13 protein-coding genes and 1 pseudogene are annotated in these 15,563 nt (G+C 58.7%); 10 read left to right on the top strand and 4 right to left on the bottom strand.

Annotation, left to right across the window (positions count from 1 at the left end):
• Positions 1–245 precede the first annotated feature (245 nt).
• Entirely contained in the window at positions 246–1,739 is a 1,494-nt protein-coding gene (locus RHM68_RS03225) for a CoA-acylating methylmalonate-semialdehyde dehydrogenase (protein WP_322220513.1), read from the bottom strand.
• 75 nt (positions 1,740–1,814) lie between these two features.
• Positions 1,815–3,164 (bottom strand): aspartate aminotransferase family protein, encoded by a 1,350-nt coding sequence (locus tag RHM68_RS03220; protein ID WP_322220512.1) that lies wholly within the window; start codon positions 3,162–3,164, stop codon positions 1,815–1,817.
• A 137-nt stretch (positions 3,165–3,301) separates the two neighbouring features.
• On the opposite strand from RHM68_RS03220, the gene RHM68_RS03215 reads away from it, so the two are divergent.
• The 7 genes from RHM68_RS03215 (at position 3,302) to RHM68_RS03185 (ending at position 11,230) form a co-directional block, all read left to right on the top strand.
• Complete coding sequence (locus tag RHM68_RS03215) at positions 3,302–4,222, top strand: LysR family transcriptional regulator (protein ID WP_322220511.1); 921 nt, start codon at positions 3,302–3,304, stop codon at positions 4,220–4,222.
• 120 nt (positions 4,223–4,342) lie between these two features.
• Positions 4,343–5,737, top strand: coding sequence for a nucleobase:cation symporter-2 family protein (locus RHM68_RS03210; RefSeq protein ID WP_322220510.1), 1,395 nt, complete (start codon positions 4,343–4,345; stop codon positions 5,735–5,737).
• A gap of 87 nt (positions 5,738–5,824) precedes the next feature.
• Positions 5,825–6,475, top strand: coding sequence for a TetR/AcrR family transcriptional regulator (locus RHM68_RS03205; RefSeq protein ID WP_322220509.1), 651 nt, complete (start codon positions 5,825–5,827; stop codon positions 6,473–6,475).
• Between the two features lie 6 nt (positions 6,476–6,481).
• A complete protein-coding gene (locus RHM68_RS03200) occupies positions 6,482–7,063 on the top strand; it encodes a YigZ family protein (protein WP_322220508.1) in 582 nt (193 codons plus the stop codon).
• A gap of 557 nt (positions 7,064–7,620) precedes the next feature.
• On the top strand, positions 7,621–9,186 hold the full coding sequence (locus RHM68_RS03195) for an ABC transporter ATP-binding protein (protein ID WP_322220507.1): 1,566 nt from the start codon (positions 7,621–7,623) through the stop codon (positions 9,184–9,186).
• Positions 9,187–9,197: 11 nt separating this feature from the next.
• Positions 9,198–10,304, top strand: a complete 1,107-nt coding sequence (locus tag RHM68_RS03190; RefSeq protein WP_322220506.1) for an ABC transporter permease — start codon at positions 9,198–9,200, stop codon at positions 10,302–10,304.
• The gene (locus RHM68_RS03185) at positions 10,304–11,230 is read left to right on the top strand and encodes an ABC transporter permease (protein WP_322220505.1); all 927 of its coding nucleotides are present in this window, start codon (positions 10,304–10,306) and stop codon (positions 11,228–11,230) included. The genes RHM68_RS03190 and RHM68_RS03185 overlap by 1 nt, the downstream gene beginning before the upstream one ends.
• Before the next feature lie 73 nt (positions 11,231–11,303).
• On the opposite strand, the gene RHM68_RS03180 is transcribed toward RHM68_RS03185, so the two are convergent.
• Complete coding sequence (locus tag RHM68_RS03180) at positions 11,304–11,735, bottom strand: hypothetical protein (RefSeq protein ID WP_322220504.1); 432 nt, start codon at positions 11,733–11,735, stop codon at positions 11,304–11,306.
• Between the two features lie 83 nt (positions 11,736–11,818).
• Here RHM68_RS03180 and RHM68_RS03175 point away from each other — a divergent pair, with 83 nt between their 5' ends.
• The 3 genes from RHM68_RS03175 to RHM68_RS03165 all read left to right on the top strand — a co-directional run bounded on the left by RHM68_RS03175 (position 11,819) and on the right by RHM68_RS03165 (position 14,381).
• On the top strand, positions 11,819–12,169 hold the full coding sequence (locus tag RHM68_RS03175; RefSeq protein WP_322220503.1) for a MerR family transcriptional regulator: 351 nt from the start codon (positions 11,819–11,821) through the stop codon (positions 12,167–12,169).
• 24 nt (positions 12,170–12,193) lie between these two features.
• On the top strand, positions 12,194–12,880 hold the full coding sequence (locus tag RHM68_RS03170; protein WP_322220502.1) for an SDR family oxidoreductase: 687 nt from the start codon (positions 12,194–12,196) through the stop codon (positions 12,878–12,880).
• A gap of 142 nt (positions 12,881–13,022) precedes the next feature.
• Complete coding sequence (locus RHM68_RS03165; protein ID WP_322220501.1) at positions 13,023–14,381, top strand: 8-oxoguanine deaminase; 1,359 nt, start codon at positions 13,023–13,025, stop codon at positions 14,379–14,381.
• Between the two features lie 122 nt (positions 14,382–14,503).
• Here the strand turns inward: RHM68_RS03165 and RHM68_RS03160 are convergent.
• Positions 14,504–15,274: pseudogene (locus RHM68_RS03160) on the bottom strand (calcium:proton antiporter); the annotation flags it as partial.
• Positions 15,275–15,563 lie beyond the last annotated feature (289 nt).

The following is a 15,563-nucleotide window of genomic DNA, read 5'->3' as shown; positions in this document are numbered from 1 at the left end:
AGGCTAAAACACACTGCCTTATCAACTCCTTCTGGGCTTCGATGATCTGAAGCAGCTCGCTGTCGAAACCTACATAACTCTTTGTTTACCAAGGAGTTTTCCGTTTCGGCTGCGCCGGAAGTGGGGCGAATTATAGACTTCCAGAATCTGCCGTCAACCGCTATTTTCATATTTCTGTCATATAAGTCAGAAACAGCCCAAAACAGTAGGGCCGACTCTAACGAGTCGGCCCTTTCACTAAGAAATCACAGGCTAGGGAAAGCGAATTGCGAAGCCTCATGGCTCGCACGTTGCGGCCAGCGCTGGGTAATAGCCTTGCGACGGGTGTAGAAACGCACGCCATCCGGACCATAGGCATGCAAATCGCCAAACAACGAACGCTTCCAACCACCAAAGCTGTGATAAGCCACTGGCACCGGCAACGGCACATTCACGCCGACCATGCCGACTTCAATCTCATCGCAGAACAACCGTGCAGCTTCCCCATCGCGGGTAAAGATGCAGGTGCCGTTGCCATACTCGTGATCATTGATCAGTTGCATAGCCTCTTCCAGACTGTTGACCCGGACGACACACAGCACAGGACCGAAGATCTCTTCTTTATAGATGCGCATCTGCGGCGTAACGTTGTCGAACAGACAGCCGCCCAGGAAGAACCCTTCCTCATGACCGGTCACACTCAACCCGCGACCGTCGACCACCAAAGAAGCACCGGATGCAACGCCGTCTTCTATATAGCCACTGACTTTGTCGCGAGCCTGACCGGAAACCAGCGGTCCCATGTCCAGCCCACAGGAGGTGCCCGCACCAATTTTCAGCGCCTTGATCTGTGGCACTAACTTGGCCACCAACGCATCCGCAACCTGGTCACCGACGCACACGGCCACCGAGATCGCCATGCAACGCTCACCACAAGAACCATAAGCCGCGCCCATCAGGGCACTGACAGCATTATCCAGATCTGCATCAGGCATGAGCACCGCGTGATTCTTCGCCCCGCCCAATGCCTGAACGCGTTTGCCACGCTTGGTGCCTTCGGCGTAGATGTACTCGGCAATTGGCGTCGAACCAACGAAGCTCAGCGCTTTGACTTCCGGCGCGTCGATCAATGCATCCACCGCGACCTTATCGCCGTGGACCACGCTCAACACACCTTTAGGCAGGCCGGCTTCGATCAGTAGTTGGGCGATCAGCAGTGTAGAGCTTGGGTCACGCTCAGACGGTTTGAGGATGAAGCAGTTGCCGCAGACGATTGCCAACGGGTACATCCACAACGGCACCATCGCCGGGAAGTTGAACGGAGTAATCCCCGCTACCACGCCCAACGGCTGAAAGTCTGACCAGGCATCAATGTTCGGACCGACGTTACGGCTGTACTCGCCCTTGAGGATTTCCGGCGCCGCACAAGCGAACTCAACGTTCTCGATCCCGCGTTTGAGTTCGCCCGCCGCGTCTTCCAGAGTCTTGCCATGTTCTTCGCTGATCAACTGCGCAATACGTGCTTCGTTCTGCTCAAGCAGTTGCTTGAAACGGAACATCACCTGAGCGCGCTTGGCCGGTGGCGTGTTACGCCAGGCAGGGAACGCAGCCTTGGCCGAATCAATCGCTTTCTGAATGGTTTCGCGACTGGCCAACGGCACTTTATGGATCGGTTGACCGGTAGAGGGATTGAACACATCAGCGGTGCGACCTTCTTCGGTCACCCATTCGCCATTGATCAAATGCGGGATAAGGCTCATGCGCTACTCCTAAAATGTTATCCACCAGCACCCGTCGTGGGGCACCGGGTGTTGGTGCTTATATAGAGGAAGAAATCAGTCGATTTTGTTCAGCACTTCACCGACCGCGTCAAACAGACGATCAAGGTCTTGCGGCTTGCTGTTGAAGGTTGGGCCAAACTGCAGGGTGTCGCCGCCAAAACGCACGTAGAACCCGGCTTTCCACAGTGCCATCCCTGCTTCGAACGGACGCACAATCGCGTCGCCGTCACGCGGGGTAATCTGGATTGCACCCGCCAGGCCGTAGTTACGAATGTCGATGACGTTCTTGCTGCCCTTCAGACCGTGCAACGCATTTTCGAAATGCGGCGCAACCTCGGCCACGCTCTGCACCAGGTTTTCCTTTTGCAGCAAATCGAGAGCTGCCAGGCCAGCGGCGCATGCCACCGGGTGAGCCGAATAGGTGTAGCCGTGAGGGAATTCCACAGCGTACTCAGGCGTCGCCTGATTCATAAACGTGTGATAGATCTCGGAGCTGGCAATCACCGCGCCCATCGGGATCGCGCCGTTGGTGACTTGCTTGGCGATACACATCAGGTCCGGGGTCACGCCAAAGCTGTCGGCGCCGAACATCGAACCAGTGCGGCCAAAACCGGTGATCACCTCGTCGAACACCAGCAGGATATTGTGCAGATCGCAGATCTCACGCAGGCGTTTGAGGTAGCCCTCAGGCGGAACCAGAACACCAGCGGAACCGGCCATTGGCTCGACGAACACCGCGGCAATATTCGACGCGTCGTGCAATTCGATCAGTTTGAGCAACTCATCCGCCAACGCAATGCCCCCCTCTTTCGGCATGCCACGGGAAAAGGCATTGCTCGCCAGCAGAGTGTGCGGCAGGTGATCGACGTCCATCAGGCCTTGGCCGAACAGTTTACGGTTGCCGTTCACACCGCCAAGGCTGGTGCCGGCAATGTTCACACCGTGATACCCACGGGCACGGCCAATCATTTTGGTCTTGGTCGCCTGACCTTTCAGGCGCCAGTAGGCCCGCACCATTTTTACCGCCGTGTCGGCGCATTCAGAACCTGAGTCAGTGAAGAACACGTGATTCAAATTGCCGGGAGTCAGGTCGGTGATCTTTTCAGCCAACTGGAACGACAGCGGGTGACCGTATTGAAAGCCCGGCGAGTAATCGAGCGTACCCAACTGCTTGGCCACCGCCTCTTGAATTTCCTTGCGTGTATGCCCGGCGCCGCAGGTCCAAAGACCCGACAGCGAATCATAGATCTTGCGACCCTTGTCGTCGGTCAGCCAACTGCCCTCGGCGGCAACGATCAGTCGCGGATCACGCTGGAAATTTCGATTCGCGGTGTAGGGCATCCAGTGCGCATCGAGTTTGAGCTGGCTGGCCAAGGGAGACCGGGCGTTTTCGGGCATGTTCATGAGCAAAACCTCGCAGGCAATGAGCGGCGTAGAGATCAAAAGCGTTCTTGCAGCTAAATTGCCACGGAGATAAAGTCGTTGAAATGCAACTTTTCTAATGTTCAGTCAGCCCACTACTAAACTTTGAGTCATACAGCATGAGCACGCGTCGCCCCGATCCGCTGGCACAGGTCAGCGACTTTGATATTCGCCTGCTGCGTATTTTTCGCAGCGTGGTGGAGTGCGGTGGCTTTTCTGCGGCGGAATCGGTGCTGGGCATCGGTCGTTCAGCGATCAGCCAACAGATGGGTGATCTGGAGCAGCGGCTTGGCCTGCGCCTGTGCCAACGAGGTCGCGCCGGTTTTTCCCTGACTGAAGAAGGCCGCGAGGTCTATCAATCGGCATTACAGCTATTAAGTGCGCTGGAAAGTTTCCGCACCGAGGTCAACGGCCTGCACCAACACCTGCGCGGCGAGTTGACCATTGGCCTGACCGATAACCTGGTCACCCTGCCCCACATGCGCATCACCCACGCGTTGGCGCAACTGAAGGAACGCGGGCCGGACGTGCAGATTCAGATCCGCATGATCGCCCCCAATGAAGTTGAACAAGGCGTGCTCGACGGCCGCTTGCATGTTGGTGTTGTGCCACAGGCCAGCGCCTTGTCAGGCTTGGAGTATCAACCGCTCTATAGCGAACGCTCGCTGTTGTACTGCGCGGTAGGCCATCCACTGTTTTACGCCGATGACAAACAATTGGACGATGACCGCCTCAACAGCCAGGACGCCATCGCGCCGACCTTCCGCCTGCCTGCCGATATTCAGGCTCACTATCAGGCACTCAACTGCACCGCGAGTGCATCGGATCGTGAAGGCATGGCCTTCCTGATTCTGACGGGGCGCTACATCGGTTACCTGCCGGACCACTACGCCAACCTCTGGGTGCAACAAGGTCGATTACGCGTACTTAAGCCTACAGTGCGTTTTTATGACCTGAGCCTCGCATCGGTCACGCGCAAAGGGCGCCGCCCACATTTGGTGCTGGAAAGTTTTCTGGAGAGCTTGGCGGCCACTCGTTAAACACCCTAACGCCCGCCCAGACTGGGCGAAACAGTGAAAAACGATCAATAAGCTGAGCAGTTGGACAGCTTTTTGCAACGTATCAGCACCTTGATCCGTCAGCACTGAGTTCCTACGTCCATGCAGCCAGAATCCTCGACCCAAAGCGATTTGATCTACGGCCTCAACGATCGCCCAAAACCGCTCGCCGCAATCCTCGCCGCGCTGCAACACGTACTTGCCAGTTTCGTTGGCATCATCACCCCGCCACTGGTCATCGGCTCGGCCCTCGGTTTGTCCGCGCACCTGCCGTACTTGATCAGCATGGCTCTGATGGTCTCCGGCGTAGGCACGTTCATTCAGGCCCGCAGGCCTTTTGGCATTGGCGCCGGGATGATCTGCCTGCAAGGCACCAGTTTTGCCTTTTTGGGTGCCGTGTTGTCCGCCGGTTTTATGGTCAAGCAACGGGGCGGCAGTCCTGAGGACATCCTGGCGATGATCTTCGGCGTGTGCTTTTTCGGCGCGGTGGTGCAAATAGTGCTGAGCCGCTTCATCGGTCAGTTGCGCCGAGTGATCACGCCGCTGGTGACCGGGATTGTCATCACGCTGATCGGCATCAGCCTGATCAAGGTCGGCATCACTGACGTGGGCGGCGGTTTCAACGCGGCAGACTTCGGCGCACCGGGTAATCTGGCGTTGGGGCTGTTCGTACTGTTGACGATTGTCCTGCTCAATCGCTCGAACACCCCGTGGATTCGCCTTTCAGCCATCATCATCGGCTTACTGCTGGGCAGCCTCGCTGCATGGTTCAGTGGAAAACTGGTCCCGCAACCTTTGCCTGACTTACCTTTTGTCAGTCTGCCGATTCCGTTCAGGTTCGGTTTCAGCTTCGACTGGACGGCGTTCCTGCCCGTGGCCCTGATTTATCTGATCAGCACCCTCGAAACCGTGGGCGACCTCACGGCCAATTGCATGCTCGCTCGTCAACCGATCACGGGGCCTTCTTATATAAGCCGACTCAAGGGCGGCGTCCTCGGTGACGGCTTCAGTTGCCTGATCGCCGCAACCTTTAGCGCGTTCCCCAACACCACGTTTGCGCAGAACAACGGCGTAATCCAGTTAACCGGCGTCGCCAGCCGTTACGTCGGCTTATACATCGGCGCAGTGCTGTTTTGCCTAGGGCTGTTTCCGCTGATTGGCGCGGTGTTGCAGCAGATCCCCAAACCAGTGCTCGGCGGCGCAACCCTGGTGATGTTTGGCAGTGTCGCGGCGGCCGGTGTGCGCATCCTCGCCCAGGCACCGCTGGATCGGCGCAGCATGTTGATCATCGCCACCTCGTTCGGCGTTGGCCTGGGGATTGCGGCACAACCGAGCCTTTTGCACCTGCTGCCGAAACTGGTGCAAAACCTGTTCGACTCGGCGATCACCAGTGGCGGTATCACGGCGATCCTGATGTGCCTGTTGCTGCCTGAATCGAAAACCCAAATGCTTGACGCCAATCCCCCGCTAAAAAGCGACCCGATCGAGCAGCTATAAGGGTTTTATTGTCTCAGGACTTGTCTGAAACCTGTGGGTGCGCTATCAACGCACTGGTTGCATCCACAGACCATTTTGGAAGTGCCTATGACCTTTGAAGTCCCCGCCCACGGCGGCAAACCTGCCAGCCGCATTCGTCAAAAGAACGAAGAGACGATCCTCAAAGCCGCCGAAGATGAATTCGCCCGCCACGGGTTCAAAGGCACCAGCATGAACACCATCGCCCAGAATGCCGGGCTGCCCAAAGCGAACCTGCATTACTACTTCACCAATAAGCTTGGTTTGTACGTGGCGGTGTTGAGCAACATCATCGAATTGTGGGACAGCACCTTCAACACCCTGACGGCCGAGGACGATCCGGCTGAAGCGCTGACCCGTTACATCCGCGCCAAAATGGAATTCTCCCGTCGCCAGCCGCAAGCCTCGCGAATATTCGCCATGGAAGTAATCAGCGGCGGCGAATGCCTGACCGAATATTTCAATCAGGATTATCGCGCCTGGTTCCAGGGCAGAGCCGCGGTGTTCCAAGCGTGGATAGACGCCGGCAAGATGGACCCGGTCGATCCGGTGAACCTGATCTTCCTGCTGTGGGGCAGCACTCAGCATTACGCCGACTTCGCCACGCAGATTTGCCGGGTCAGCGGCCGCGCCAAGTTGACCAAACAAGACATGGAAGACGCCGGCAACAACCTGATACGCATTATTCTCAAGGGCTGCGGCCTGACACCCTCGCTCTAAATCTCTATGCCTTTTACCCTCAGCGACGTTGGCGAATACCGCGAAGAGATTCGCAAAAGCCGCTTCATCACCTACGCCGGGCCGGTTGGCAGCCCGGCCGAAGCGCAGGCGTTCATCGACCAATACAGCGACATGAATGCCTCCCACAACTGCTGGGCCTGGAAGCTGGGCGACCAATACCGCAGCAACGACGATGGCGAACCCGGCGGCACCGCTGGCCGGCCGATTCTGGCGGCGATCGAGGCGCAGGATTGCGATCAGGTCGCCGTGTTGGTGATCCGTTGGTATGGCGGTATTCAACTGGGCACCGGCGGCCTTGCTCGAGCCTATGGCGGCGGCGCCAACAAATGCCTGCAAGGCGCGCACAAAGTCGAACTGATCAGCCGCTTACCGGTGACGTGCGCCTGCGCCTTCGGTGAATTGGCACTGGTGAAGCTGCGGGTAGCGGAACTCGGTGGGATCGTGATCACAGAGACATTCACGGCCAACGGCGTGGAACTGCAATTAGCCGTCGGCGCACTGCGCATCGAGACGCTGCAAAACCAACTGGCTGATTTGAGCCGCGGACGAATTCTGTTGCAGCGCTAACAGACGACTGAAAGGTCGCACACGCCTGCAATTTTTTGGGGCGCCCCTCAAAAACAATGCACAGGGTACTTGCCCACATCTGCTGTGTACCCGGCTGTGGATAACCTGAGTACATTCTGCTGTAACCCTTCTGTCATGCGGCTTTGCGGGCTTTGCTCGTTTTTTGTCCAATCCACCCGTAAAAACTTCAAATACACTAAAAAACAATCAGTTAGAACGATTTATCACCTTTAGTAGAAAGATCGGCAGCGCTTATGCCCAAGCGTTGAGCTTGCACACAAATACTGTGGAGCAACCTGTGGATAACCCGTTCATGACTGTCTCGGCAGCCGGCCCGTCATAGCGTGCAGCCAATTGTTCGTTTTTTAACCAAGCTATCACGAGCGAAATCGGAGCCCGCTGCCTTGTATCCGCCCTCAAGTAGTGCCTGAGGAGCGAGCCGAATACCTCCCGGTACTGCTCGCAAGCCCGGAACAGTGCGGTCGCTGCGCTTTCCTGACTCAATGGCCAGGAAATTGCTTTGTTCACAGGCATAACGCCAATCGACCGAGCCTGTCATGCCCAACACCGTGCCGATCCCCGATCAAACGCCCCGCCTGCAACTGCGCCACATCAGTAAACGCTACCCCGGTTGCCTGGCCAACGATGCCATCGACCTGAGCATCGCGCCGGGCGAAATCCACGCCCTACTCGGTGAGAACGGCGCGGGCAAAAGTACCTTGATGAAGATCATCTACGGCGTCACCCAAGCCGACGCGGGAGAGGTGATCTGGCAGGGACAGCGGGTCAGCCTGCGCAACCCGGCCCAAGCCCGAGCACTCGGCATTGGCATGGTGTTCCAGCATTTCTCATTATTTGAAACCCTGACCGTGGCGCAAAACATCGCTCTGGCAATGGGCGCATCGGCCGGTACGCCTGCCCGACTCGAACCGAAAATCCGTGAGGTGTCCCAACGCTATGGCATGGCGCTGGAGCCAGAACGACTGATCCACAGCCTGTCCATCGGCGAACGCCAGCGCGTAGAAATCATTCGCTGCCTGATGCAGGACATTCGCTTACTGATTCTCGATGAACCGACCTCAGTGTTGACCCCGCAAGAAGCCGATGAACTGTTCATCACCCTGCGCCGACTAGCCAGCGAGGGTTGCAGCATTTTGTTTATCAGCCACAAGCTCGGCGAAGTCCGCGCCTTGTGTCACAGCGCCACAGTGCTGCGCGGCGGAAGGGTTTCCGGACATTGCGTGCCGGCCGACTGTTCGGATCAACAACTGGCACGACTGATGGTCGGCGAAACGGCCGAGTTGATGACGGATTATCCAAAAGCCGTTGGCGGCGATGTTTTTTTGAGCGTGGCTCGATTGTCTTGGCACAACCCCGACCCGTTCGGCTGCTCCCTCAAAGACGTTGACCTTGAGGTGCGCAGCGGTGAAATCGTCGGTGTCGCCGGCGTGGCCGGTAACGGCCAGGATGAGTTGCTGGCGCTGCTCAGCGGCGAAGAACGGCTGATCCGCGACGACCGCGCAATCATTCGTTTCGGCGGGCAAGCCGTCGCGCACTTGCGGCCAGACGCACGACGCAAACTCGGCCAGGCGTTTGTCCCCGCCGAGCGTCTGAGCCACGGCGCGGTGCCGGAACTGAGCCTGGCCGACAACGCGCTGCTCAGCGCTTTTCAACAAGGACTGGTAAGTAACGGGCTCATCCAGCGCGCCAAGGTCGAAGCTTTGGCTGAAGACATCATCCGCCGCTTCGGGGTCAAAACACCCAACACTCGCACAGCGGCCCGTAGCCTCTCCGGCGGCAACTTGCAGAAATTCATCCTCGGTCGGGAAATTCTTCAACACCCGAAATTGCTGGTGGCCGCACACCCGACCTGGGGCGTAGACGTCGGTGCGGCGGCGACCATTCACCGGGCGCTGATTGCCTTGCGCGATGCCGGCGCGGCGATCCTGGTGATCTCCGAAGACCTCGACGAACTGTTCCAGATCTGTGATCGGCTGGGAGCTTTGTGCAGCGGCCGACTTTCTCCGCTAAAAGCCACCATCGACACCCGTCTGAGCGATGTCGGCGGATGGATGGCCGGCCAATTCGACGCCCCTCACCCACTTGCGCCTGCAACGGTTTAACGGAGTTTCACATGCTGCTTTCTCTCGAACCCCGTGGCCAGCAATCACGCCTGATGTTGTGGTGCTCGCCGGTAATCGCCGCCGCGCTGACCCTGGGCTGCGGCTCACTGTTGTTTATCGCGCTGGGGCACGACCCATTACTGACCTTACACACCTTGCTGATTGCACCGATCAGCGACCTGTACGGCGTCTCTGAACTGCTGGTCAAAGCCTTGCCGATTCTGCTCTGCGCCCTCGGTCTGGCGGTGGCGTATCAGGCGCGGATCTGGAACATCGGCGCCGAAGGCCAATTACTGCTCGGCGCGCTGGCCGGCAGCGCATTGGCGGTGAACATCATCGACATGCAAAGTCGCTGGGCCTTGGTGTTGATCCTGCTCACCGGCACCCTGGCCGGCGCCGGGTGGGCCGGGTTGACGGCGTGGCTGCGAACTCGCTTCAACGCCAATGAAATCCTCACCAGCATCATGCTCAATTACATCGCACTGAACCTGCTGCTGTTCTGCGTACACGGGCCGTTGAAGGACCCCGCCGGTTTCAACTTTCCGGAATCGGCGATGTTCGGCGAGGCCAGCCGTTTGCCCTTGTTGATGGAAGACGGACGCGTTCACGCCGGGGTGTATTTTGCCCTGCTCGCGCTGGTCGCCGTGTGGGTACTGTTGCAGAAAAGCTTTGTCGGGTTTCAGATCAAAGTGCTGGGGCTGGACAAGCGCGCCGCCGGTTTTGTCGGCTTTCGCGAGAAGCGATTGATCTGGCTGGCGCTGTTGATCAGCGGCGGTCTGGCGGGGCTCGCCGGGGTGTGTGAAGTGACCGGGCCGATTGGCCAACTGGTGCCGCAAGTCTCACCGGGTTACGGCTATGCAGCGATCACGGTGGCGTTTCTCGGGCGACTGAATCCAATCGGCATTCTGTTTTCCAGCTTGTTGATGGCGCTGCTGTACATCGGTGGCGAGAGCGCGCAGATGAGCATGAACCTGCCCCAAGCGATCACGCAGTTGTTCCAGGGCATGATGCTGTTTTTCCTGCTGGCCAGCGACGTACTGATTCTTTATCGCCCCCGGTTGAACCTGCGCTGGTCGCGCCGCGCAGCCGCCCCCGTCGTACACGCAGGAGTCCTGTGATGGATATCGATTTGCTGAGCAATATTTTCTACGCCATGGTCCGCTGTGGCACCCCGTTGCTGTTGGTGGCGCTGGGCGAACTGATCTGCGAGAAGAGCGGCGTCCTGAACCTGGGTCAGGAAGGCATGATGCTGTTTGGCGCTGTAATCGGTTTTATCGTCGCATTGAACAGCGGCAACCTGTGGCTCGGCGTGCTGCTGGCGATGCTCGCCGGGATGCTGCTGTCATCGCTGTTTGCCTTGGTGGCGTTGGTGTTCAACGCCAATCAGGTGGCCACAGGGCTCGCGCTGACGATCTTCGGTGTTGGCCTGTCGACGTTCGTCGGCGCGGCATGGGTCGGTAAACCACTGGCGGGTTTTGAGCCGGTGGCGATTCCTTATCTGAGTGAAATCCCGCTGATTGGCCGGATGCTGTTTGCGCAAGACCTGCTGGTGTACGTGTCGTTCGTGCTGTTTGCACTGGTGGCCTGGGTGATTGTGAAAAGTCGCGTGGGCTTGATCATCCAGGCCGTCGGGGAAAATCCGGATGCGGCAAGCGCGATGGGCCTGCCGGTGTTGGCTGTGCGCACCCTGGCGGTCCTGTTCGGGGGGGCGATGGCCGGGTTGGCAGGGGCGTACCTGTCGCTGGCCTACACGCCGATGTGGGCCGAAAACATGAGCGCCGGACGCGGCTGGATTGCGTTAGCGCTGGTGGTGTTTTCCAGTTGGCGGGTGTGGCGGCTGTTGCTCGGGGCGTACCTATTCGGGCTCGCCAGCATCCTGCACTTGGTGGCGCAGGGGTTGGGGCTGGCGATTCCGTCGAGTTTGCTGGCGATGTTGCCCTACGTCGCGACCATCGTAGTCCTGGTGTTGTTGTCACGGGACGCGGTCCGCACGCGGCTGTATGCACCGATGTCGTTGGGGCAGCCGTGGCAAGGCGGGCATTAATGGGCGCCTGCACCGGCGTCTTCCCGAGCTGGCTCGGTCGCATTGATGACCGAGTTGCAGCGGATTGTTGTGATCAACACACGCCGACTGTGGGCGAGCCTGCCGGCGAAGGCGCCCGCACCGGCAACACCTGAACCACGCCCCACACCAATTCAAAGAACAGGAAAATCACCAATAACGAACTGGCGCCATGGACCAAGGCATACCACTGCCAAGCCGCAAACAGGAACCGCCCCATCGCGTCATACCGCCCAAATACCTGCTGCGGATCACGAATCCGCAGCACTGCCCACACGCAAACAATCGACCCCAATAGATTCGCCATCAGCAGGTGCATCGGCGCAAACGCCGGCAGTTCACCGGGTAAATTCAACGCCTGACTCACGCCCGACAAGGCCCCATGCAACGCCGCAAAACTCCACGGCGTGGCAAACGCTGCGGTTACGATCAAGTCATACCAGGCACTGCTACGCACCAGTCGGCGATATTGCGTTGAAGTCCACATCAGTGTCGCTCCATAAATTCGAGGAGCAACCAGGCTAAAGCCTGGAGTATGCTCCAGGGTCAAGCCCCCTCTGAGACGTCATAATGCGCATCGGTGAATTAGCCCAGGCCAGCGCCGTTAGCCGCGACACGTTGCGCTTCTACGAGCAGCGCGGGTTGATTGCAGCGCAACGCAGCGCCAACGGTTACCGCGACTACCCGGCCGACATGGTGCAACTGGTGCTGTACATCAAGACGGCTCAGCGTTTGGGCTTTACCCTCGGCGAGATCGGTAACAGCGTCGCGGCGCTATGGCAGTCACCTGACCCGGACAGTGCTGTTACGCAATTGCTGCACGACAAGCTCAAGCTGATCGAAACCCGGATGACCGAACTCGACGCGTTGCGCGGTGAATTGCAGCAAAGGCTCGGTCAACGTTGTCCATTAAATCCGTGATCCCATTTATCAAGGAAGCCACTCATGTCGACGGCAAAAACCGCACTCATCATCGGCGCCTCCCGGGGCTTGGGCCTCGGGTTGGTGAAAACCCTGCTGGCTGACGGCTGGCACGTCACCGCTACCGTGCGCAACCCACAGAACGCCGACGCGTTGCAAGCGTTGGGCAAGGTGCGGATCGAGAAACTCGACATGGATGACCAGCAGGCCGTGATCGCCCTGAGCCAGCAGCTCAAGGACGAAGTATTTGACCTGTTGTTCGTGAATGCCGGCGTTAAAGGCCCTGACGTTCAAACCCCGGGCGGGGCGACACAGGCCGAAGTCGGGCAACTGTTTTTCACCAACGCCGTGGCGCCAATCAACCTGGCCCAGCGTTTTGTCGGGCAGATCCGTGAAGGCAGCGGCGTCCTGGCGTTCATGAGTTCGGTGCTTGGTAGCGTAACCATGCCCGACGCGCCGGAATTGGCGCTGTACAAGGCCAGCAAGGCCGCGTTGAATTCGATGACCAATAGCTTCGTCACGCAGTTGGGCGAGCACAAACTTACCGTGCTGTCGCTGCATCCGGGTTGGGTGAAGACCGACATGGGCGGCGAAGGCGCGGACCTTGATGTACAAACCAGCACGCGCGGGTTGATCGATCAGGTGAACGCTTATACCGGCAAGGGCGGCCATCACTTCGTGAACTACAAAGGCGAAACCATTCCCTGGTGATGTGTCGCCTGATATGACGCCTTGCCCGCGAAGCGCTTTTGCAGGAAACTTCGCACCTCGCCTCGCGGCGACCCTGGATCAGCAGACAGGGTAATCACTGAGCTGGCTAACCTGAACCCCACTTTCAGAGGAGCCGGCCAACATGCCTGCGACCCGCACCTGGTTAAAAAACCCCCTCGCTATCTTTACTGCCAATGGCCTCGATGCCCGTGGTGGTTTGGTCCTGCAAGACGGTTTGATCATTGAAATGCTCGCCGCCGGCCAGCAACCGTCCGCGCCTTGTGGACAAGTCTTCGATGCCCGCGAGCATGTGATCCTGCCGGGGCTGATCAACACCCATCACCATTTCTATCAAACCCTGACTCGCGCCTGGGCACCGGTGGTCAATCAACCCCTGTTCCCGTGGTTGAAAACCCTCTACCCGGTCTGGGCGCGCCTCACGCCTGAAAAGCTTGCACTCGCCAGCAAAGTTGCACTGGCTGAGTTGCTGCTGTCCGGTTGCACCACTGCCGCCGACCACCATTACCTGTTCCCGGAAGGCCTGGAAAATGCAATCGACGTACAAGTCGAAAGCGTCCGCGAACTGGGGATGCGCGCCATGCTCACGCGCGGTTCCATGAGCCTCGGCGAAAAGGACGGTGGCTTGCCGCCCCAGCAAACAGTGCAGCAAGGCGAAGTCATCCTCGCCGACAGCGAGCGGCTGATTGCCGAGTACCACGAGCGGGGTGATGGCGCGCAAATCCAGATCGCGCTAGCGCCCTGCTCGCCGTTTTCGGTGACGCCGGAAATCATGTCGGCCAGCGCCGAACTGGCCAACACACTCGACGTGCGCCTGCACACGCACTTGGCGGAAACCCTCGACGAAGAAGACTTCTGCCTGCAACGCTTCGGCCTGCGCACCGTGGACTACCTGGACAGCGTCGGCTGGCTCGGCCCACGCACCTGGCTGGCCCACGGCATCCACTTCAACCCGGACGAAATCACCCGCCTCGGCGCGGCCGGAACCGGTATCTGCCATTGCCCGAGTTCGAACATGCGCCTGGCCTCCGGCATTTGCCCGACCCTGGACCTGACCGCAGCCGGTGCGCTGCTGGGCTTGGGCGTGGACGGATCGGCGTCCAACGATGCGTCCAACATGATGCTCGAAACCCGTCAGGCGCTGTACCTCCAGCGCCTGCGTTATGGTGCCGAGAAGATCACCCCAGAGCTGGTTTTGGGCTGGGCGACCAAGGGTTCGGCCAGTTTGCTCGGCCGTACCGACATTGGTGAGCTGGCCGTGGGCAAGCAGGCCGACCTGGCGCTGTTCAAGCTCGATGAACTGCGCTTCTCCGGCAGCCATGATCCCGTATCCGCGCTGCTGCTGTGCGGTGCGGATCGCGCGGACCGAGTGATGATTGGCGGCAAGTGGCGGGTGATCGACGGGCAAGTCGAAGGGCTCGACCTGAAAGGTTTGATTGCCAATCACAGCCAGGCAGCGCGGCAGTTGATTGCGGGCACCTGACCCCACACTCATTAAAACGGTGGGCGAGCCTGCTCGCGAAAGCACACGGGTATTCAACATCAATGTTGGCTGACCCGGCCCATTCCCGAGCCGGCTCGCTACCCATGGGTTTGGTGGTGTTTTCAGAGGCCGAGTAGCGACAGCATGATGAACGTCGCAAACAGCACAAAGTGAGTCATGCCTTCGATGGCATTGGTTTCGCCGTCATTGAGGTTGATCGCACTGACGATCAAGGTAATGAACACCATCACGGTCTGCACCGGGGTCATGGCCATCTGAAACGGCTGGCCCGTGTAAAGTGCCATGGCTTCCATCACCGGCACCGTCAGGATCACCGTGGACAGCGACGCACCCATCGCGATGTTGACTACCGACTGCATGCGGTTGGCCAATGCGGCACGCAACGCCGTCAGAATTTCCGGCGCGGCCGAGATCGCGGCCACCAGGATTGCCGTGATCACCGGCGGTGCGCCCGTGCCTTCCAGGCCCAGGTCAAGGGTCTTGGACATTACCTCGGCAAGTGCGCCGATCACCACCACGCCGAACACCAACATCCCGATACTCAGCGCCAGATTGACCGGCTCAGGTGCTTCTTCCGAGACTTTTTTACGGCGTTTTTCCGGGTAGCTGTAGCTGAAAAAATAACTGTGAGGCCCCACCTGCATACGCAGGAACAACGCATAAAGCACCATCATCGCGCCAATGGTGAAGCCCGAATAAACCTTCCAATTGGCCTCGGGAATAAACTCCGGCACGACCATCGAAACGCCCATGGCGGTAAGGATCATCACGCTGTAACTGCGCGCCGAATCGTCGTTATAGGACTGCTCACCGTGCTTGATGCCGCCCATCAACGCCGCCAGGCCGAGAATGCCGTTGATGTCGAGCATCACAGTTTTCTAGACACACCAAATTTCACAACAGGAAATCATATTATTCATCATATGGTTATGTGTAAATCTGACACTCATAGTCTGACACCAGCAACTGGCCTGGAATCAATGTCTGGGAAGGGACTGGATAACAGCTAGCCTTACTGAGGACATGATTCAACCCATCGCGTTAAGGTAGGTGAAGCAGTCGCTTTGAAGCGAATGGCAAGCTCCCGTTGTGCCGTCCATGGACGAGCCCCCTGAAAGACAGGACACCGTTTCCCCCTTAACATAAGGGATAGGCAAACGA

The organism is Pseudomonas sp. DC1.2, assembly GCF_034351645.1.
Taxonomy (GTDB): Bacteria; Pseudomonadota; Gammaproteobacteria; order Pseudomonadales; family Pseudomonadaceae; genus Aquipseudomonas.
Note: the sequence above shows the minus strand (reverse complement) of the source record. Positions and strands in the feature narration are given on the sequence as shown.